The sequence below is a fragment of the Pseudomonas sp. LBUM1676 genome, from assembly GCF_059695605.1.
Map to the genome: position 1 here is coordinate 6,181,968 of NZ_CP166777.1, position 20,082 is coordinate 6,202,049.

17 protein-coding genes are annotated in these 20,082 nt (G+C 61.6%); 4 read left to right on the forward strand and 13 right to left on the reverse strand.

The window, feature by feature from the left end:
- The 4 genes from ACA041_RS28580 to ACA041_RS28595 are packed head-to-tail and all read right to left on the reverse strand — an operon-like array spanning position 1 to position 7,737.
- On the reverse strand, positions 1-4,566 hold the full coding sequence (locus tag ACA041_RS28580) for an alpha-2-macroglobulin family protein (protein ID WP_497442193.1): 4,566 nt from the start codon (positions 4,564-4,566) through the stop codon (positions 1-3).
- Positions 4,563-5,213 (reverse strand): DUF1175 domain-containing protein, encoded by a 651-nt coding sequence (locus tag ACA041_RS28585; protein WP_497438856.1) that lies wholly within the window; start codon positions 5,211-5,213, stop codon positions 4,563-4,565. The genes ACA041_RS28580 and ACA041_RS28585 overlap by 4 nt, the downstream gene beginning before the upstream one ends.
- Positions 5,198-6,910 (reverse strand): DUF2138 domain-containing protein, encoded by a 1,713-nt coding sequence (locus ACA041_RS28590; RefSeq protein WP_497438857.1) that lies wholly within the window; start codon positions 6,908-6,910, stop codon positions 5,198-5,200. The genes ACA041_RS28585 and ACA041_RS28590 overlap by 16 nt, the downstream gene beginning before the upstream one ends.
- 35 nt (positions 6,911-6,945) lie before the next feature.
- On the reverse strand, positions 6,946-7,737 hold the full coding sequence (locus ACA041_RS28595) for a YfaP family protein (protein WP_497438858.1): 792 nt from the start codon (positions 7,735-7,737) through the stop codon (positions 6,946-6,948).
- Between the two features lie 493 nt (positions 7,738-8,230).
- On the opposite strand from ACA041_RS28595, the gene ACA041_RS28600 reads away from it, so the two are divergent.
- The 4 genes from ACA041_RS28600 to ACA041_RS28615 all read left to right on the forward strand — a co-directional run bounded on the left by ACA041_RS28600 (position 8,231) and on the right by ACA041_RS28615 (position 13,391).
- Positions 8,231-8,473, forward strand: coding sequence for an exodeoxyribonuclease VII small subunit (locus tag ACA041_RS28600; RefSeq protein WP_064680011.1), 243 nt, complete (start codon positions 8,231-8,233; stop codon positions 8,471-8,473).
- Entirely contained in the window at positions 8,470-9,357 is an 888-nt protein-coding gene (gene ispA / locus ACA041_RS28605) for a (2E,6E)-farnesyl diphosphate synthase (protein ID WP_497438859.1), read from the forward strand. Before ACA041_RS28600 ends, ispA begins: the two co-directional genes overlap by 4 nt.
- Positions 9,358-9,448: 91 nt before the next feature.
- On the forward strand, positions 9,449-11,347 hold the full coding sequence (gene dxs / locus ACA041_RS28610) for a 1-deoxy-D-xylulose-5-phosphate synthase (RefSeq protein ID WP_497438860.1): 1,899 nt from the start codon (positions 9,449-9,451) through the stop codon (positions 11,345-11,347).
- A gap of 160 nt (positions 11,348-11,507) precedes the next feature.
- Positions 11,508-13,391, forward strand: coding sequence for a TonB-dependent receptor domain-containing protein (locus tag ACA041_RS28615; protein WP_497438861.1), 1,884 nt, complete (start codon positions 11,508-11,510; stop codon positions 13,389-13,391).
- A gap of 119 nt (positions 13,392-13,510) precedes the next feature.
- Here the strand turns inward: ACA041_RS28615 and ACA041_RS28620 are convergent, their stop codons facing one another.
- From ACA041_RS28620 to ribBA, 9 genes are all read right to left on the reverse strand, one after another.
- Positions 13,511-14,311 carry a cobalamin-binding protein gene (locus ACA041_RS28620; protein WP_497438862.1) on the reverse strand — a complete coding sequence of 267 codons (801 nt, stop codon included), beginning with the start codon at positions 14,309-14,311 and terminating at the stop codon, positions 13,511-13,513.
- The gene (locus ACA041_RS28625; protein ID WP_497438863.1) at positions 14,311-14,730 is read right to left on the reverse strand and encodes an MFS transporter; all 420 of its coding nucleotides are present in this window, start codon (positions 14,728-14,730) and stop codon (positions 14,311-14,313) included. The genes ACA041_RS28620 and ACA041_RS28625 overlap by 1 nt, the downstream gene beginning before the upstream one ends.
- Positions 14,727-15,344 (reverse strand): GTP cyclohydrolase II, encoded by a 618-nt coding sequence (gene ribA / locus ACA041_RS28630; protein ID WP_497438864.1) that lies wholly within the window; start codon positions 15,342-15,344, stop codon positions 14,727-14,729. The genes ACA041_RS28625 and ribA overlap by 4 nt, the downstream gene beginning before the upstream one ends.
- A 147-nt stretch (positions 15,345-15,491) precedes the next feature.
- Positions 15,492-16,229, reverse strand: coding sequence for a substrate-binding periplasmic protein (locus tag ACA041_RS28635; protein ID WP_497438865.1), 738 nt, complete (start codon positions 16,227-16,229; stop codon positions 15,492-15,494).
- 22 nt (positions 16,230-16,251) lie between these two features.
- Positions 16,252-16,755, reverse strand: a complete 504-nt coding sequence (locus ACA041_RS28640; protein WP_497438866.1) for a phosphatidylglycerophosphatase A family protein — start codon at positions 16,753-16,755, stop codon at positions 16,252-16,254.
- On the reverse strand, positions 16,752-17,717 hold the full coding sequence (thiL, locus tag ACA041_RS28645; RefSeq protein ID WP_497438867.1) for a thiamine-phosphate kinase: 966 nt from the start codon (positions 17,715-17,717) through the stop codon (positions 16,752-16,754). Before thiL ends, ACA041_RS28640 begins: the two co-directional genes overlap by 4 nt.
- 178 nt (positions 17,718-17,895) lie before the next feature.
- Entirely contained in the window at positions 17,896-18,396 is a 501-nt protein-coding gene (gene nusB, locus ACA041_RS28650) for a transcription antitermination factor NusB (RefSeq protein ID WP_307341202.1), read from the reverse strand.
- Entirely contained in the window at positions 18,393-18,869 is a 477-nt protein-coding gene (gene ribH / locus ACA041_RS28655) for a 6,7-dimethyl-8-ribityllumazine synthase (RefSeq protein WP_003228649.1), read from the reverse strand. Before ribH ends, nusB begins: the two co-directional genes overlap by 4 nt.
- Positions 18,870-18,960: 91 nt before the next feature.
- The gene (ribBA, locus tag ACA041_RS28660) at positions 18,961-20,052 is read right to left on the reverse strand and encodes a bifunctional 3,4-dihydroxy-2-butanone-4-phosphate synthase/GTP cyclohydrolase II (protein WP_497438868.1); all 1,092 of its coding nucleotides are present in this window, start codon (positions 20,050-20,052) and stop codon (positions 18,961-18,963) included.
- Between the last annotated feature and the right edge of the window lie 30 nt (positions 20,053-20,082).

Below are 20,082 nucleotides of genomic sequence, written 5' to 3' on the forward strand. Positions count from 1 at the left end.
TCAGTGCACCGTAACCTGGCCCAGGGCCGGTTTCCGTTCCTGGGCCTGATGCTGTGGCGCATAGACCTGGGTGAAGCGAACCGGCGGCAGGTTGAACTGACCTTTCTGCGAGAAGCGCACCAGGTGGCGCAGGCGCAATTCGCCGCTCAAGGCGTCGACTGGAATGGCGTAGGCCATTTGCCCCGGTTCGAAACGGGCCTTCTCCAATGCCGCCGGTTCGGTACCCGTCTTGCCGAGGAGCTTGATGCCCCAAGTCGTGCGCTCGACGTCCGCACCCGGTGGCAGCGGCACTTCGAGCATGCCGTAACGCAATGGTTTCGCGGCTTTGCTGGTGATGATCACCTCGTCCAGGTACAGGCTGTCACTGGACAGCGGCTTGTCGCCGACCGCTTCCAGCTTGAAGGTGAAGGCTTCATCGCCCGGCACCAGGCGCGACAGTCGACGGGTGACGGTCACGGCCATCGGTTCAACCGGCGGTTGCCGGGTCTGGAAACTCAAGGCCGCTCGCAACGGACGCTCCTGCGCGCCAGCCAGTGACAGCACTGCAGGGACTGGCGAAGTCCCCTGCCACGTCCAATAAACTTCACCCGTAGCGCCCTGCTCCTGCTTCCAGCCTTCACCCGGCGTCAGTGCGACGGCGGGCGATGCCTGCTCGATGCTGCGTTGCAACCAGGTCAGCGCCAAGGCACGCTCCAGTGTCGATTGCTGTGGCAGCAAACGCTGCAGCAGCGCTTGAGCGTGAGCCTGATCGAAGGCTTGCAGCGACAGATTCAAGGCTTCGGCAAACGGCTGGAAACTGACGTCCAGGCGCTGCTGCGCGTCCGCCAGCTGCCGAGTGAAAGCCTCTGGCAAATCGACCTTCGCCTGGCGAGCCAGGGACGCGGTCAACACGCGGGCACTGGCCAACCCGAGCGCCGAATCCTGATCGCTCATGACGATGCTGTCTTCACCCTCTTCCATCAGGTTCGAGGAACTGCCCTCGCCAGCTTTTGCCAGGTCATCCATCAATCCGCTGAGCAAGGTGTTCACCGGCAGTTGCATCTGTCTGGCAAAGGACAGGATCAGCGCCCGCTGCAACAGCGGCGTGTGCTTCGCCTGTTTCGCATAGACCTCCAGCACCCGCTGCCAGTGCTCCGGCGGCAGGCTCAGTTGCAGCGCCTTGCTGGCGTGCCAGTCAGCGAAATAGGCGTAAGCGGTGAGGAAGGCATCCGGCTCTCCGTCCATGCCCCACCAGGTGAAACTGGCCGACGGCCCGGCCATTTGCACCAGGCGCAGGCGGCTGTTCTGCATGATCAGGCGCAAGCGATCGCGAATCCGAGGGTTCGACGACAGCGTCGGATAGGCAATGCTCAATGGCAGTAGACGGCTGGCGGTTTGTTCAACGCCGCCGTATGGATAACTCAGCAGATCATCCAGTGCCGAACGGAACAGCGCCTGCGCACTGTCATCCAGGCGCAGGCGAATATCCGTCGCGTCCGCCGGCAAGGTCAGTGGCGTATCACCACGAGCGACCTCCAGGCTTTGGCTCTGGATCACCTGCCAGCCTTCACCGGTGGCGGTCAGGCGAACGGCCAGGGCGTCAGCGGTTTTGCCTTCCTGCACCAACTCGGCGGTCCACTCGCCGCTGGCCAATGCGAATGTCGGTAATGCGATGTAGTTGATGCCGTTATTCAACGTTACCGGGACCCGCTGTTCGGTGCCGCCATAATGAATCACCAGTTCAGCCGCCAGCGGTTTCTCGGCCTGGCTGAAGGCGAATACACCCAAGTCCGGTTTGTCGCCGCTGCGGAATCGGGTCGGGCCACTCCACTTCAAGTACAGTGGTTTTTCCGAACGCACGAACTGTTTCTTCTGCCCGACCTGACCGTCGTCGGCAATGGCCCGGGCAGTGATGCGCCAGCGGGTCAACGAATCCGGCATCTTGAAGGTAAAGCGGGTTTTGCCATTGGCATCGGTCACCAGTTCCGGCTGCCATGCGGCGGTATCCACGTCTTCGCGGCGCGGCCGTTCCAGCACTTTCACCCCGCGCTCGCTGCGGTTGGCCTTGCCCGGCGCACCTGGGCTGCCCGGCAGTGCCACGTCGTAGCTGATGAACGACAGGCTGGCGCTGGTGCGCACGTTGTTGCGCCGCGGGTGATAGAAGAACTGGTCGATGCTCGGCGCGACTTCCGGTTGCAGCGCGTAGACCATTTCGTCCACCACACTGACCGTCAGGTGCGCTGGAATCGGCTTGCCGGCGAACTGGGTGGTGAGGTCGACCGAGACTGTGTCGCCAGGCTGATACGCCTCTTTATCGGTGGTGATCGCTACGTCGATTTGCGGCGCAATCACCTTGATCCCGGCATTCTGGAAGCTGTACTGGCCGCTCTTGGTGTAGAGCACGGAGAAGGTCAGGTTGGGCGCGAAGTTGTCTTTCACCGGAATGCGCGCGCGGTATTGCGTCTCGCTGAGTTTTTCCATCTGCAGCCAGTCGCCGCCCTTGGACAGCAGCGCCGTGGCCTCGACTTTGTCCCGCTCCAGCGACAGCAATGCATCGCTGACCGGCTCAGGGAAAGTGATCAGGGCCAGCGCTTCATCGCCGGCCTGGTACTGCGCTTTATCGAGGACGATTTCAACGGTGCCGGGCACGGCTTTGACGCCATCGCCGGTGACCGAATGGCCGGTGGCGCCGATGACCCGGCCATGATCGTCCTTCAAGGTCAGGTTGTAAGTGCCTGGACGCTCGAACGCCAGCGTAAAGCCTTTATCGGTGGCCGCCAGCTTGCCCTCGCCCGTACTCTGGTCTTCCAGACGCACCCAGCCATAGCTGCCCGGCGTGACCGCTTTACTCTGCTCGTTGCCGCCTTCGTTACGGTAGTCGAACGCCACCTTGTCACCGACCGCACTGAACCGCTGCGGCGCGCTCAAGCGCAAACTCGCGGCGCCGCGGTCGATGAGGATTTCCTTGGTGGTCTTGACCCGATACGCCGCGCCATCGCTGGCAAACACGGTGAGCATGTAGCGGCTCGGCTTCTCGGCGGCCGGCAGATCGAGGGTCGCGTTGCCCTTGGAATCGGTGGTCAGTTCGGTGCTGGTCAGCTCCACCGGGAATTGCCCCAGGTATTGCAGCTCGTTGTCGACCATCGACAGTTGTTGGGCGCGCAGGCTGAGGCTCAATTTGGCATTGGCCACGGGTTTGCCGTCCGGGTACAGCAGCACCAGGCTGCCGTTGACCGGTTCACCGGTGCCGTAATCCTGCCTGGCGAGGTTGAGCGAGATTTCAAAGTGCGGCTTGATGTATTCAGCGACACGGAAGGCGCTGCTGTAGGCCTGATCCTTGTAGTTGAAGCGCAGTTCATAACCGCCCGCCACAGCGTTGTCAGGCAACTGGAAGCGACCCTGGGTCCCTGCCTTGGAATCGAGTTTCAGCACCAGCGATTGCAACGCCGTGCCGGTGGCATCGAGCACGGTAACGTTGACGTCAGCGGCGGTCGGCTGCACCGAATCCCGCGCATTCTTGAACTCGCGGCCGACGATTTTCAGCGACACCCAGTCCCCCGGCCGATACAGCGGCCGGTCGGTGAAGGCATAGAGTTTGGTGTCATAGATTTCGCTGTCGTAATAGAAGTTTTCGGAGACGAACACGCCGCCTTCTTCGTCCTCGCCGATCACGAACGACCGCTCGGGGCTGACGTGTTTCAGGCGCAGCAAGCCATCGGCATCGGTGGCGCCACTGCTCATCACGCCGAGGCCATCGGTCCACAGCACATTGACCTTCGGCACCGAACTGCCTTGGTGTTTGCGCGCGGCCCAGACCAGCAGTTCGTCGCCGGCAATCTTGCTCACCGCCACCGTGTTGGAGACAAAGACCATGGTGGTCGCGCGGTACTTGCCGATCAGCGCTTCGACCAGGTACAGGCCCGGCTTCAGGTTGCCCAACGGGATGTACACATTGCCCGGTGCAACGCTGACAAACTCGCTGGAAGAACCGGCGAGGTTCACACCTGCGGGCGGCTGGATCGGTTTGGCTTGCCACAGCGGATAACGGAATTGGCTGATCACCGGTAGTCCCGGAATCAGCGCAAATTGCGGCTGCGCGTCGTAGGGCGTGGGTGCGGCGATGGCAGTACCCATCTTCAATTCCGGCACTTGCTCGGTCACTTGTTTACGCGATTCGTAGGAAAACGCCCGTTGCATCACCCGACGGGATTTGCGGTACCAGTTGTCCCACAGGTACGCGAGGGTGTTCGACAAGCCTTCGCCCTTGAACTGACCATCGCTGACCACCCGGTGCAGGTTCTTCTGGCGTTTGAGGAAATCCAGCGGTTTGTCGATCCGATACACGCGAATATCGGCGCCGCCGTAAGGCTCCATGCGAAACCGGCGATAGTCACGGCCCGGCGCTTCGAGGCGCACCACCGCCTGTTCGTCGCTGGCGAAGCTGCTGTCGGCCAGCAGGAAAAAGCTTTCACCGGCCACTGGTGTGTAGCCGCTTGGTTCGACGGTGTCTTCGGCATACACCGCCGAAAAAGGCAGCATCCATACCAACAGCAGAGGCAGAAAACGCAGCATGCGGGCACCGATCATTGGGAGAGAAATTTCAGTCGATAGACGCCGATGAAGTTGGGGTTGGCTGCGTCGGGTATCCATAGGGTGTCCTTCCATGTCATAAGTTGTTGCAAGCTTGCGGAGCGCATGCCGTTGTCAGTGGGAGTGGTAGTGCCGGTGTGATAGGCGATGTAGCGGCCCATCCAGATCATCAGGTGCTGGTCGTCGCCCTGATCGAAAAACATCAGGTCGCCGGGCCTGGCCTGCGCTATATCGCGGCCGACCAAATGGCTGTTGAACTGGATCAGCTTGATGGCGTTGACGTAGGGCCCGACCTTGCCGCCGCCTTGCTGCCATTGCCGGGCGAGGTTTCGTTGCGCGTCGCTCAGTTGCAGTTCCGGTGGCAGGTAGCGGTTGGACAGGCCGTTGCTGCGCAGCCATTTATCGTCATGCACTTTCAACGCTTCGTTGGCGGCGAACCGCACCAGGCCGGCGCAGTCCTGCTGATACCAGCGCGGGCTCGGGCCCTGAGTCAGTTGTTCCTGGGCGATGCGCACGAACCAGGCGCGGAATACCTGGGATTGCTGCGGGTCGAGCGCCGCGGCCTCAGTCGCCAATACGCGACTGCCAAGCAACAGCGCCAACAGTCCGAGGCCTCGAATGAGCGCGGTCACAGGGCTTTCCATTCCAGCGGCAGCCACTGCCAGTGGCCGTCCGGTTCGCTGCCTTCGGGCAGGGTCAGGGCATATTTTCCGTAGCCACCGAGCTTGCGCAGTTTCGGGATCAGGTAGGTTTGCGCGGCGTTGTAAAACACTGGCTCCATGTCTTGCGGCAGGCTGTCGAGGGTTTCCTGTTGCATCAGTTGCGCCATGGAATCCGGGCCGAAGTACACCGGCATCAGCAGGTCCTTGGGCACGACGTCCGCCATCGGCGGGAAGCGCTTGTCGAGGGTGCCAAGGGCCTTGTCGACCAGTTTGTCGTCGAGGGAAAACAGCAGCGTCGAACCGTGGCGCGCCAGGCTCACGCGCATGAATGCCTTACCGCTGATCGCGTCCGGTTGCTCGGCATCCTTGGCCTTATAGGGGCCGAAGTTGGAGCTGACCTGGCGCTGCCACTGATGGGTTGCACCTTCCTGCTTCTCGACCACCGGGAACACGTGTTCCTGGACCTTGCCTTCGTAAGCGCCGACCATCGAGCCGAACAGGTTGCCCAGGTCGCCGTCGAGCTTCGCGCTATCGTCGTCGTTCAGGCTGGCCACCAACAAAGGCGTATAGAGCCGCGAATCGGCATACCAGCACAGGCCGGCGGCACCCGCCATGTGTTCGGTCAGCGCCCGGGCCACCGCTTCTTCCGCACCGAGTTTTACCAGCAGCGGTTGCTGTTGCTCGGCAGCCAGGGGCAAGGCCACACAAGCGCTGGCCCCCATCGGCATGGCTTGCCAGATCGGCTTGAAATCGAAGTCCGGCTGGTTGTCCAGCTCATCCATGGCGAGAAAGCTGTGCCAGCCCTTGTCGTCCATGTCGAAGCGCAGGCCGGCGAAGTTGGGGATAAAACGCTGATAACCCATGGCCAGGACGCTTGAATTGACTGACAGGCGTTGCTTCACCTGCGGCGCACGAGGTTGCAGGCCGAAGGCTTCGGGGAACAGTTTTTCGCCGTTGAGCAACGCGGCGATGGCCTGGGTCGAAACGCTGCCCGGCTCTTCTGTCGCGCCGCTGCCTGGATCATAGAGCCTGGAGGGATTGGACAGCACCACCAGTTTGTCGCCATGGGAGGCGAACACCAAGGCCTTGCTGGCGTTGTAGTTGAGTTGATACAGCGCGACGTCATCGGCACCGACTTTCACGTCGCCGAGCCTGGTCAGCTGCGTATCATCCAGCGCCACTTTGGCCAGCGGCTCCAGCAGCTTGGCCAGGCCACCGCGATCCATCACCAACAGGAAATCCTTGAGCCGGCCATCCGCCCCGCGCCACAGCGCCACGTCCGCCGGCTGATCGAACAGCTGCTCGATGAGGCTGTCCTGCAGTTTCAGGTCATGCTCGTAGATGATCCGCCGCAGACTGCCGATCAAGCCGAGGCGATCGCCATGGGTTTGGTAATAGAAGACGAAATCTTCGGTGAGGGTTTCCTTGAGAAACGGCACCGCCAGCAAGTCCTTGGGCAATTGGCTCAAGGAATGGGTTTCGAGCAATCCGTCCGGCCGGCTCATGCCCAGCTTGTCGCTGGCCAATTGCACCGGCGGTGTCTTGGGCTGGTGCATTAACCAGCCCAACCCGGCCGCTACGCCCGCCACCAGGAACAGCCCGCCCAGCAGCACCGGCCAGCGCCGGGAAGGTTTGGCGGCGGGTGCGGCGGCGGCCGGCGTCACAGTGTTATCGCTCATTTCACAACACCCAATTCATCCGTGGTACGGGATGTTCAATAGTTGAAAGTCTTGACCAGCAGCAGGTCACCGATCGCACGCAGGGGCACGATGAAGGTCTCGCGTTTCTCGTCGACGGTGTTTTCGTTCAGTACCAGGTTGATTTGCGAGGTGATCACCTCGTTCTGGTTACCGCGCTCATCGAAGTTATAGCCGCCACTGCCGAAGTTGCCCCAATAGTTCACATAAACCAGATAGGTGCCACGCATCGGCGCGGTCATGGTGAACATTTCCGGGCCGGGCCCATCGACCCCATCCGGGTCCAGGCCACCGCCGTTGCTCATCGCCGGGCGCGCCCAGAACGCATGCTGGCCATCCGGGGTAACGATGTGCAGGTCGAGCTCGGCCTTGGGATCGTCCCAACCCAGCACCACGCGAATGCGCGCCGGAGTTCGCAGGTTGTTGGCTTCAAAGAATTGAACGCGTTTGAGCGACTTGCCTTCGGCACTGCGCACTTCGACGCTGTTGGAGCCGGCACCAAACGCATACGGCCGGGCAAAACGTCCCTGGTCGTCGGTGTAGAGATTGAGGGTGTTGCCGTTGACCGCCAGGGTATGGGGCCCGCGCTGGGTGCCGATGGCCTTGAGCTGGCCTTCGATCATGGTGCGGTTGCGCTGTATGCCGCGATCAATGGGCGGCGTGGGATAGGCGACTTGAGGCTGTTCACTGCGATCCAGCAGGCCGTTGTAGCGCCAGCCGCCTACCGGTTCCGACATCTGGGCCGCGGGCTCGGCCCTCGCAGCAATCGCGCAGAGCAGCCCCATCAGCAGTAGAAGCAATGAACGCATGTGACGCCTCCTGCCATGCATGACGAAAACCTTGCGCCTGATCCTCGGCGCATTACAGATCCAGATACTGCGTTTCGTCTGAAAGACCCGTGAATATTGGGTCGTAGAAGACGCGAAGGTTAGTCACCCGGCGGTTTTTTAACAATCAGATAGATCTCTATTTGCGGCGGAAATTATGGAATTAGCTTGGCGTGAGCCGAATAGGGAGCTTATTCGGCTCACAAAATGAGCCGAATAACTCACATCACTGTTAGGGACGACACATTTTGTGGCGAGGGAACTTGCTCCTGCTCGACTGCGCAGCAGTCGCAAATCGCCGAATGCGAAATGGGCTTAGGGTTTAGGGGGCGTGGCGCGCTCCAGCGGGAGCAAGCTCCCTCGCCACCGGGTGTGTTTGAACCTCAATGGCAGCTCCAAATTCCCCGCTCATTTGCCCATACCCCCCATGTCTGCTAGTGTCGCGCCGGTTTAACGTCAACCGGAAATAGCCGCCATGGCCCGCAAAAAAGCTGCACTGGATTTCGAACAATCACTCGCTGAACTGCAAACGCTGGTCGAGCGTCTGGAGAATGGTGAATTGTCGCTGGAAGACTCGCTGACGGCTTTCGAGCAGGGCATCGGCCTGACCCGCGATTGCCAGGCGGCGCTGGCCCAGGCCGAGCAGAAGGTTCAAGTGCTGCTCGAGCGTGATGGCGAGCTGGCCGAGGAACCTTTCGACGCGGATTTGCCAGAATGATTGCAGCGTATTCGGCAACCAGCCAGGCTCGCGTCAACGCAGCACTGGAAAGCCTGTTCGTCGCGCCCGGCCCTGAGCTTGCACGTCTTTACGAAGCCATGCGCTACAGCGTCATGAATGGCGGCAAACGGGTGCGCCCGTTGCTGGCCTATGCCGCCTGCGAAGCGCTGGGCGGCAAGGTTGAGCAAGCCAATGGCGCGGCGTGTGCCGTGGAGCTGATCCACGCCTATTCCCTGGTGCATGACGATTTGCCGGCCATGGATGACGACGACTTGCGTCGTGGCCAGCCGACGACGCACAAGAAATTCGACGAAGCCTGCGCGATCCTGGCCGGCGACGGTTTGCAGAGCCTGGCCTTCAGCGCCCTGCTCGACCCGCGCCTGAGCGCTACGGACGCCGAGATCCGCCTGCAGATGGTCAGCGCCCTGGCGTTGGCGGCAGGCCCGGCGGGCATGGTCGGCGGCCAAGCCATCGACCTCGGCTCGGTCGGTTTGAAGCTCGATCAACAAGCCCTCGAGTACATGCATCGACACAAGACCGGTGCGCTGATCGAGGCCAGCGTCAAACTCGGCGCCCTGGCCAGTGGCCGTGCCGAAAAAGACCAACTGAAGTCGTTGCAGGCTTATGCACAGGCCATCGGCCTGGCGTTCCAGGTGCAGGACGACATTCTCGACGTCGAAAGCGATACCGCCACCCTCGGCAAACGCCAGGGCGCCGACATTGCTCGCGATAAACCCACCTATCCGGCCCTGCTCGGCCTCGATGCCGCCAAGGCTTACGCTCTGGAACTGCGCGATCAGGCCCTGCATGCCCTGCGACCGTTTGACGCGGCAGCCGAGCCGTTGCGCGACCTGGCCCGTTATATCGTCGGCCGGCGCAGCTGACAGCGTATCCCCAAGTTAAAACCAACGCGTGGGCAGGGGGCGATGCATCAGGTAAACTGCCGCATCTTTTATACCTATAACGATTCGCCTGATGCCCACGACGTTTCATGAGATTCCCCGCAAGCGCCCGACCACGCCCCTGCTCGACCGTGCCAACACGCCGGACGGCCTGCGCCGGTTAGGCGAAGCCGAGCTGGAAACCCTGGCCGATGAGTTGCGCCTGGAATTGCTCTATACGGTCGGTCAGACCGGCGGCCATTTCGGTGCCGGCCTGGGCGTCATCGAGCTGACCATCGCGTTGCATTACGTTTTCGACACCCCGGACGACCGGCTGGTGTGGGACGTGGGTCATCAGGCGTATCCGCACAAAATCCTCACGGGCCGCCGCGAGCGCATGGGCACCCTGCGCCAGAAGGATGGCGTCGCCGCCTTCCCGCGTCGTTCCGAAAGTGAATACGACACCTTTGGCGTCGGCCACTCCAGCACTTCGATCAGCGCAGCGCTGGGCATGGCCATTGCCGCCCGCCTGCAGAACAGCGATCGCAAGGCGATTGCGGTGATCGGCGACGGTGCATTGACTGCCGGCATGGCGTTCGAGGCGCTGAACCACGCGCCGGAAGTGAACGCCAACATGCTGGTGATCCTCAACGACAACGACATGTCGATCTCGCGCAATGTCGGCGGGCTATCGAACTACCTGGCGAAGATTCTTTCCAGCCGCACGTATGCCAGCATGCGCGAAGGCAGCAAAAAGGTCCTGTCGCGCCTGCCCGGCGCCTGGGAAATCGCCCGTCGCACCGAGGAATATGCCAAAGGCATGCTGGTTCCCGGCACGCTGTTCGAAGAGCTGGGCTGGAACTACATCGGCCCGATCGATGGCCATGACCTGCCGACCCTGATCGCCACGCTGCGCAACATGCGCGACCTGAAAGGCCCGCAGTTCCTGCACGTCGTCACCAAGAAAGGCAAAGGCTTCGCCCCGGCGGAAGTCGACCCGATCGGTTACCACGCCATCACCAAGCTGGAACCGGTCGATGCGCCGGCCGCTGCGCCGAAGAAAGCCAGCGGGCCGAAGTACTCCGGTGTGTTCGGCGAATGGCTGTGCGACATGGCGGCTGCCGACTCGCGTTTGGTAGGCATTACCCCGGCAATGAAAGAAGGCTCCGACCTGGTGGCCTTCAGCGAACGTTTCCCGTCGCGCTATTTCGACGTGGCGATTGCCGAGCAACACGCCGTGACCCTCGCCGCCGGCATGGCGTGCGAAGGCGCCAAACCGGTGGTGGCGATCTATTCGACGTTCCTGCAACGGGGCTATGACCAGCTGGTACATGACGTCGCGGTGCAAAACCTCGACGTATTGTTCGCTATCGACCGTGCAGGCCTGGTGGGCGAAGACGGCCCGACGCACGCCGGCAGCTTCGACCTGTCGTTCCTGCGTTGCATCCCCGGCATGCTGGTGATGACCCCGAGCGACGAAAACGAACTGCGCAAGATGCTCACCACCGGCCATCTGTTCGAAGGTCCGGCGGCGGTGCGTTATCCGCGGGGCTCCGGCCCGAACGCGACGATCGAAAAAGATCTCGAGCCGATCGAAATCGGCAAGGGCGTGGTTCGCCGCCAGGGCAGCAAGGTCGCCCTGCTGGTGTTCGGCGTGCAACTGGCCGAAGCGCTGAAAGTCGCCCAGACGCTGGATGCGACCGTGGTCGACATGCGCTTCGTCAAGCCGCTGGATGAAGCACTGGTTCGCGAAATCGCCGGCAGTCACGAACTGCTGGTGACCATCGAAGAAAACGCGATCATGGGCGGCGCCGGTGGTGCGGTCAGCGAATTCCTCGCCCGGGAAAACATCCTCAAGTCGGTGCTGCATCTGGGCTTGCCGGACAGCTATGTAGAGCATGCCAAGCCTGCGCAGATGCTGGCGGAGTGTGGGCTGGATGAGGCCGGGATCGAGGCTTCGGTTCGTCAGCGTTTGCAACTGCTGAACATCTAAAGACACACACAAAACCCTGTGGGAGCGAGCTTGCTCGCGATAGCGGTCTGACAGTCGACATATTCGTTGACTGACACACCGTCATCGCGAGCAAGCTCGCTCCCACATTGGTTTTCATGCCTTTCAAAACTGTATTCGCTCCAAAGCCAATGGATTACCGATGAAACTCTCCCGCCTCGCCCTGACGCTGACGCTTCTGCCGTCTGGCCAACTCCTGGCCGACACCTTCGAACGCGACCAGGCGCTGAAGCTGCCCGACGTGCTGATCAGCGCCAACCGCCAGGTCGAAGCCCGCAACGACAGCAGCGCCGCCAACACCGTGTTCACCCGTGAAGACATCGACCGCCTGCAACCGGGCAGCGTCACCGATCTGCTGCGCCGGGTACCGGGTGTGCAGATCGGGCAAACCGGGGGCCGAGGCAGTCTGCCGGGGATCTACATTCGCGGGACCAAGTCGGCGCAAAGCCTGGTGCTGGTAGATGGTCAACGCGTCGGTAATTCCACGTCCGGCGACAGCAACCTGCAACACATCAACATTGAACAGGTCGAGCGCGTGGAAGTGCTGCGCGGCTCGCGCTCGGTGATCTACGGCAGCGATGCGATTGGCGGGGTGGTTCAGATCTTTACCCGTCGTGGCGCGGAACAAGGCCTGCAACCGCGCATGCATGTGGGCTTTGGCAGCAATCAGACCTGGGAGCGCAGCCTCGGCCTTTCCGGTGGTGATGAGCAGACCCGCTTCAACCTCGGCGCCAGCCTCGATGAAACCGCCGGGATCAATCGCACCCATGAGTCTTATCCGAGCGATGGCGATCACGACGAGTACCGTAACAAGTCAGTCAGTTTGAGCCTGAGCCACGCCCTCACCGATGACATCGAAATCGGTGCCAACCTGCTGGATAACCGCGGCAAAAGCGAGTTCGACAATCCATTCGGCCGCTTCGACCCGGACACTTCTGAGTCGGTGCAGCAGCAACCCTACAGCGACTTTACCGTCAGCAGCCTCAGCAGCTATGTTGATGCCCGGGTCAACGACATCTGGAAAACCCGCGTCGAGTTCGGTCATAGCGAAAACCGCGAGAATACCCTCGATAAACTCAGTGACGAACGCAACGTGTTCAATACCTACCGTGACTCGGTGAACTGGCAGAACGACCTGACGCTCGATGAGCGCAACAGCCTTATCCTGGGTGGCGACTGGTACGAAGACAGTATCAACAGCAACACGCCATTCGATGAGGACAGCCGCTGGAATCGCGCGGCGTTCATTCAACATCGTTATCAGGCGGACAGTTTCTCCACCGAACTGGGTCTGCGCCGGGACCAGAACCAGCAGTTCGGCGGCCAGAACAGCTGGAGCGGCACATTGAATCTGCCAGTGAACCCGGACAACGACCTGCTGCTGACCTACAGCGAAGGTTTCCGTGCGCCGACCTTCAACGACCTGTACTACCCGGACTTCAGCAACCCGGACCTGAAGCCCGAGACATCGAAAAGCTACGAGCTGCAATGGCGCAGCCAGTTGACCGAGTCCAGTCGCCTGGAAGCTTCGCTGTATCGCACGGACCTGGAAGACGCAATTATTTTCGGCAGCAACTCGCGCCCGCAGAACGTTGCTTCGGCGCGAATCAATGGATTTGAAGCGGCATTGAAGCAGGAGCTGTTTGGTTGGCAGAGCAACCTGGGTGTGGCGATCATCGACCCGCGGGATCGTGACAGTGGTCACACATTGGCCCGTCGTGCGCGGCGGACCTTGAGCCTGGATCTGGATCGACAGTTCGATCGCCTGGGCCTCGGCGCCAGCTGGCAGGCGGTGAGCAGCAGCTATGACGATGAGAACAATCAGCAGCCGCTGGGTGGGTACGCATTGCTGGGGTTGCGCAGCAGTTGGGAGCTGAATCGCGAGGTCAAGCTTGAGCTGAAGGTGGATAACCTGCTGGACAAGGGTTACAGCCGGGCGCTGTATAGCCATGAAGGTAGTCAGTATGGCTATCGGGAGGAAGGTCGGGCGTGGATGTTCGGGGTGACCTGGACCCCAGAACTCTGATCAGAAACCAGCGGTGTTTGGGCTGGCCTCTTCGCGAGCAGGCTCGCTCCCATCGGGGTTTGTGTCGCACAGAGGTTCAATGTGGGAGCGAGCCTCCTCGCGAAGGCCGCACCTCGGTCTCAGCGGTCCGGCGCAATCAATTGGCACAACTTGGCCGTCGCCTCGATCATCTGCCCACTCGGCCGCTCCAGGCCCTTGTCCGTCACCAGCAACAACCGTCCCTGCGCCACCGCCGCCACATGCGGCCACGCCTTCCACGCATCAAGCTGCGCCTGATCACCGGCCAGAATCATTTCGGGATTACGCTGCAACACGGCTTCCACACTGACCTGCGGTGCTGGCAATGTCAGGTCGGCAAACACATTGCGCGCCCCGCACACTTGCAGCGCATCGCTGATGATCTGCCCGCCACCGACGGTGTACAGCGGTCGATCCCACACCTGATAAAACACCCGCAACGGCTCATCCCGTCGATATCGCTGACGCAGTGAATCCAGGCGTTGACGCAAACCGGCAGCCTGGGAAACACCACGCTCCGGCCGGCCGAGCTGTGTGGCTATCGCCTCGATCTGAGCAGCGAGTTGCTCGAGACTGTGCGGTTCGGCGACGTAGACAGGAATGTTCAGGCGCTGGAGTTGATCACGCTGGGCCGGGCCGATGCTGCCGGGCCAGAGCAGCAGTAAATCGGGTTTCAGGCTAAGCAGCCGCTCCATGTCCAACTGGCCATAACGGCCAACGGAGGGAAGATCCTTGAGCTCGGCAGGACGCTCACCGGCATCCAGCACGCCTGCCAGAAGGTCGGCCGAACCCAGTTCGACGACGATTTCGGACAGAGAGGGTGCAAGGCTGACAACGCGCTCGACCGCAACCACCGAACCACTGACGGCCAGCAGCAAAACCGCCAGCCATGCCGATCGCATCACCCGAGTTGACGCGGAATACGGTAGAGGTAGAACAGCACCAGGGTCGACAGCGCCAGCAGCATCAGCGGCACCGCTTCCAGGCCGACGAACACGGCCAGGGCGCCGATCCACGCCGGCAGGCTGGCAGCCAGAAACGCCGTGCGACGCTTGGCGGCCAGGGCGATCCAGGCGGCGGGCTCTTCGGGTGTGTCGAGGGCTTTATGAGTGGCGATCAGGCCGTGCTTGTAGCCACCAAAGAATTTCAGGCTGACAAACATCGAGGCCACACCGGCGATAAACAATGGCATTGCCAGCACCGGCAGGATCGCCTCGCCCTGACCAAACACGCCATTGATCACGAACAGAGGCACCAGGGCCAGCGCCAGATACTGCCACCAATTGACCGACAGTCGCCGCCGCACCTGACCGCGGGTCACGCCCGGTCTACCTCGCCCTGATGCTCGTTGCCCATCATGTGGTCGAGCTTGCTGGCCTTGGTGGCCAGGTAGAGTTTGTTGTGCGGGTTGTGGCCGGTGTGCAGCGGTACGCGCTCGGCGACTACGATACCCATGTCGGTCAACGCTTTGACCTTGCGCGGGTTATTGGTCATCAAACGCAGGGATTCCACGCCCAGGTGCTGCAGCATTGGCAGGCACATGGCGTAATCGCGCTGATCGGCGGCAAAGCCCAGGCGCTCGTTGGCTTCAACGGTGTCGGCCCCGCCATCCTGTAGCTCATAGGCACGGATCTTGTTCAGCAGGCCGATGCCACGACCTTCCTGACGCAGGTACAGCAACACGCCACGGCCTTCACGGGCGATGGCCTGCAAGGCGGCCTCGAGTTGCGAGCCGCAGTCGCAGCGCTGGCTGAACAAGGCATCACCCGTCAGGCATTCGGAGTGCAACCGGCCGAGTACCGGGGCACCGTCGATGAACTCACCCAGGCTCAGCACGACGTGCTCGCGCCCGTTCTCTTCATCGAGAAAGCCGTGCATGGTGAATTGCGCAAACGGCGTTGGCAGCTTGGAAGCGGCGACAAAAACGACAGGCACCGGTGTGCTCCTGATCTATAGGTACTGGAGATTCGCAGACGCGGCATTGTAACAGCAGGTTCCAGCAGACGCTTAGGCTGAATTATGGCGCATAACGATCTAAAAGTTTGATCACTGGTTTGGCCTCAACCCACATTTGATCGGTGTTTAATTCGCGTCAAATGGATAGGGTTGTTTCCAGCGCTCGAAAATCGGTTTCAGCCGGCCGCTTTTCACTAACTCGGCCATGCGCTGATCGAACAGCGCCATCAATGCACGGGCCCTGGGCGTATCGGCGAAGCACAGGTACAACGGCAATTCCGCGATGTGGGTACGACTGAACTGCGACGGATCCCTGGCCCGCCTGACGACGTAATCGACCTCAGTCAACGCGTCGATGTAAAAGTCGGCGCGATTGTGCACCAGCATCGACAGGATCCCGGTACGCCGCAAGACCTCGTTATAGCGACGCACGTTGGGCAGGTAGTCCTGATAATCGTAGCCGCGGACCCAGGCCAGTCGATAATTGCCCAGGGTTTCCGGGGTTGGCGCCGGGTTACTGGACAGTCCCAGGGCATAGATGTGATCGGTATCGAAGTTCCAGCGTGGATAGAGCAGATCGCTGGCCTCGTCACGGTAGGAACCGACACAGGCATCCACTTCGCCCCGCTGGGCCAGACCCATGGAGCGGATGTAGGGTTCGGTGCGGATGTCCAGTTTGACACCGACCGGCTCGAACACTTCGCGCAGTACGTCCCAGCCCAGACCGTGACCGTCGGCGGCGGTATAGTCTTCCCAGTCTTCACTGGCCAGATGAATCACGGACGGGGTCGCCGGCGCATCCGCCGCCTGGGCAAGCGCACCCAACATCGCCAACACCATCACCAGCCACCAGCGTCTAGCCATCCCTAGTCCCCTGTTCCGTCCCTCAGGCGAAAATCCATACCAACCCCTGCATCGCCAACCACGCAAACACCCCTGCCAATACATCGTCGAGCATAATCCCGAAGCCACCATGCACATGTCGGTCGATCCAGTGAATCGGCCACGGCTTGAGGATGTCGAAGAACCGGAACACCAGGAAACCCGCCAGCAACCAATACCAACCTTCCGGTACCAGCCACAGGGTGATCCACATCCCGACCATTTCGTCCCAGACGATGCCTTCGTGGTCGTGTACCCGCAAATCGTCGGCGACCTTGCCGCACAACCAGACGCCGAACAGCATGGTGATGCCCAGCATCAGCCAGTAACCCCAGTCGGGCAGCATTTGCCACAACGGGATAAAGGGTAGCGCAACTAACGAACCCCAGGTACCTGGTGCTTTTGGCAAAGTGCCCGAGCCGAACCCGAACGCCAGGAAATGCCATGGATTGCGCCAGACCGAGGGCGGTACGAATTCCGCCGGGACTTGATTGGGATGATCTGTCACGGTGTCTCCCGAAAATGTTGATAACCCCGGGTTTGCGGGGTGATGTCGTGCCCGTTGGCATCCAGCAGCGTCACGCCCTGCCCCGCGGTTACCCGGCCTACCACATGGATCGGCCAACCGCCGGCCATCAAGGGTGGCAACTCGGCGGATGGCAAGGTGAAGGCCAGCACGTAGTCGTCACCGCCGCTCAGGGCCGCCGCTTCCGCGCCTGACTGACCGAGGAAGGCCACTAAAGCCTTCGACAGCGGCAAACGCTCACGTTCAACCTGAATGCCGACCTTCGACGCAAGGGCGATATGCCCACAGTCAGCGAGCAGGCCGTCGGAGATGTCCAGCGCCGAGGTCGCCTTGCCCCGCAATGCCATGCCCAGCCCAAGCTGCGGTTGCGGCGACCAGTAATGCGCCAGCAGCGGATCGGCGATGGCCGCTTCAGCCGTGCGCTGACCGAGCACCAGTGGCAAGGCGCCCGCGGCATTGCCCAACTCACCGCCAACGCACAACAGGTCGCCCGGCTGAGCTCCGCTACGGGTCAACGCCAAGCCACCCGGCACACGACCGAACACGGTCATGGTCAGGCTCAGCGGCCCACGGGTGGTGTCGCCGCCCACCAGCGCGACGCCACAGCGCTGCGCCATGAGGTTCAAACCACGGGCATAGGCCCGCAGCCAATCGTCGGCCACCGTCGGCAAGGTCAGGGCAAGGGTAAAGGCAACGGGGGTGGCGCCCATGGCCGCCAGATCGCTGACGGCCACGGCCAGCGAGCGCTGGCCGAGCAGAAACGGGTCGCAAGGATCTGCGAAGTGCACACCGGCCACGAGGGTGTCGGTGGAAATCGCCAACTGCTCCCCGGGAGGAACAGCCAGCAAGGCGCAGTCATCGCCGATTCCGAGGGCAACGCCTTCGCCGCCTTGCGCACAAGGCGCGGCGGCGAAGAAATTGCGGATCAGCTCAAACTCACCCATCAGGTATCCTGTCTCACCAATGCTGTTCCTTTTTTAGCGGCGTCTGTTGTCGCCAGACTGCGTCGCCACTCCTCGCCATAGCGCGCTATGACTCGTCGCGGCTCCTTGCCTGACAACAACAGCCACTCGCCAAAAAAGGAACGCATCGGCGAGACAGGACACTGAATTCAAGCGCCGATCAGCGCTTGAACGCCTTCACTTCAGCTTCACGCAGACGCGGGGCCAGTTTGTCGAGCACACCGTTGACGAACTTGTGGCCGTCGGTGGAACCGAAGACTTTCGCCAGCTCGATACCTTCGTTGATCACAACGCGGTACGGCACGTCGACGCGTTCGAGCAGTTCCCAGGTGGACAGGCGCAGAACCGCCAGCTCAACCGGGTCCAGCTCGTCGATCGTGATGTCCAGGCAAGGTGCCAGTGCGGCGTCGATCCGGTCCTTCTGCGCCGGAACCCCGTGCAGGATTTCACGGAAGTAGGCGCCGTCGACATCGCTGAAATCGTTATCGACCCGAAACTGCGCTTCGATCTCGTTCAGCGACTGCTTGGCCATGTGCCATTGGTACAGCGCCTGGGTCGCGAGCTGACGGGCTTCGCGACGCTTGACGCTTTTCGATGGCTTGCCGGCATCCGCAGGCTTTGGATCGCGCGGGTTGAAACGATCGCTATCGTCGCTAATCACTTGGCCTCCAACTGCGCCAGCAGGCTGACCATTTCCAGGGCGGACAGGGCAGCTTCGGCACCTTTGTTACCGGCCTTGGTGCCGGAACGTTCGATGGCTTGTTCGATGGAATCAACGGTCAGTACGCCGAAAGCGACCGGCACGCCGAACTCCATGGACACCTGGGCCAGACCCTTGGTGCACTCGCCCGCCACGTATTCGAAGTGCGGAGTACCGCCACGGATGACCGCGCCCAGGGCGATGATGGCTGCGAACTCGCCCTTCTGAGCGACTTTCTGCGCAACCAGCGGGATTTCGAAGGCGCCAGGCGCACGGATGATGGTGATGTCGCTTTCGCTCACGCCATGGCGAACCAGGGCATCAACTGCACCGCTGACCAGGCTTTCAACCACGAAGCTGTTGAAACGGCCCACTACCAGAGCGTAGCGGCCTTTAGGGGCGATGAAGGTACCTTCGATGGTCTTCAGGGTCATTCGTTAGATCTCTTAAAGAGCCGGGACGCGTTTTCTACGCGTCCCTCAGTGATTTGTTAACCGCGAATACAGGCCCGCAAACTGCCGGTCATTATTCGGAGGGCACGTATTCTACAACTTCCAGATCGAAACCGGATATCGCATTAAATTTCATCGGCGCACTCATCAGGCGCATTTTGCGCACGCCCAGGTCCCGAAGGATCTGCGAACCGGCACCGACGATGCTGTAGGTGGTCGGTTTTTTCGCCGGGACGTGCTCCGCGGTTTCACGGATGTGCGCCAGCAATACGTCGCCATCGAGCGGGTGACCGAGCAACAGCACCACACCGCTGCCGGCCTCGGCGACCGCAGCCATGGCGGCGCGCAGGCTCCAGCGGCCGGGCTGCTTGACCATCAGCAGGTCGCGCAGCGGATCCATGTTGTGCACCCGGACCAGGGTCGGCTCGTCAGCGCACACGGTGCCCAGGGTCAGGGCCATGTGCACGTCGCCTTCCACGGAATCACGATAGGTCACCAGGTTGAATTGGCCCAGTTCGCTGTCCAGGGGCTGCTCGGCAATCCGCTGAACGGTACGCTCGTGGATCATCCGATAGTGAATCAGATCGGCGATGGTGCCGATCTTGATGTTGTGTTCGGCTGCAAAAGCTTCCAGTTCGGCGCGACGGGACATGGTGCCGTCGTCGTTCATCACTTCGCAGATCACTCCGCTCGGCTCGAAACCGGCCATGCGCGCCAGGTCGCACGCTGCTTCGGTGTGCCCGGCACGGGCCAGGGTGCCGCCGGCCTGGGCCATCAGCGGGAAGATATGGCCCGGGCTGACGATGTCTTCAGCCTTGGCGTCTTTTGCGGCAGCAGCCTGCACGGTACGCGCACGGTCGGCGGCAGAAATGCCGGTGGTCACACCGGTGGCCGCTTCGATGGACACGGTGAACTTGGTGCCGAAGCCGGAACCGTTGCGCGGCGCCATCAAAGGCAGCTTCAGCAGTTCGCAACGCTCGCGGCTCATCGGCATGCAGATCAGGCCGCGGGCGTGCTTGGCCATGAAGTTGATGTGTTCCGGCTGGCAGCACTCGGCGGCCATGATCAGGTCGCCTTCGTTCTCGCGGTCTTCGTCATCCATGAGGATGACCATCTTGCCTTGGCGGATGTCTTCAACCAGTTCTTCGATGCTATTGAGCGCCACAAGGCACCCCCCTTCTTTAGAATTTGAGCT

What these genes read in the sequence shown, in the direction of transcription:
- ACA041_RS28580 (WP_497442193.1), bottom strand. Translation starts at nt 4,566, where the DNA reads ATGATCGGTGCCCGCATGCTGCGTTTTCTGCCTCTGCTGTTGGTATGG.
- ACA041_RS28585 (WP_497438856.1), bottom strand. Translation starts at nt 5,213, where the DNA reads ATGGAAAGCCCTGTGACCGCGCTCATTCGAGGCCTCGGACTGTTGGCG.
- ACA041_RS28590 (WP_497438857.1), bottom strand. Translation starts at nt 6,910, where the DNA reads ATGAGCGATAACACTGTGACGCCGGCCGCCGCCGCACCCGCCGCCAAA.
- ACA041_RS28595 (WP_497438858.1), bottom strand. Translation starts at nt 7,737, where the DNA reads ATGCGTTCATTGCTTCTACTGCTGATGGGGCTGCTCTGCGCGATTGCT.
- ACA041_RS28600 (WP_064680011.1), top strand. Translation starts at nt 8,231, where the DNA reads ATGGCCCGCAAAAAAGCTGCACTGGATTTCGAACAATCACTCGCTGAA.
- ispA (WP_497438859.1), top strand. Translation starts at nt 8,470, where the DNA reads ATGATTGCAGCGTATTCGGCAACCAGCCAGGCTCGCGTCAACGCAGCA.
- dxs (WP_497438860.1), top strand. Translation starts at nt 9,449, where the DNA reads ATGCCCACGACGTTTCATGAGATTCCCCGCAAGCGCCCGACCACGCCC.
- ACA041_RS28615 (WP_497438861.1), top strand. Translation starts at nt 11,508, where the DNA reads ATGAAACTCTCCCGCCTCGCCCTGACGCTGACGCTTCTGCCGTCTGGC.
- ACA041_RS28620 (WP_497438862.1), bottom strand. Translation starts at nt 14,311, where the DNA reads ATGCGATCGGCATGGCTGGCGGTTTTGCTGCTGGCCGTCAGTGGTTCG.
- ACA041_RS28635 (WP_497438865.1), bottom strand. Translation starts at nt 16,229, where the DNA reads ATGGCTAGACGCTGGTGGCTGGTGATGGTGTTGGCGATGTTGGGTGCG.
- thiL (WP_497438867.1), bottom strand. Translation starts at nt 17,717, where the DNA reads ATGGGTGAGTTTGAGCTGATCCGCAATTTCTTCGCCGCCGCGCCTTGT.
- ribH (WP_003228649.1), bottom strand. Translation starts at nt 18,869, where the DNA reads ATGACCCTGAAGACCATCGAAGGTACCTTCATCGCCCCTAAAGGCCGC.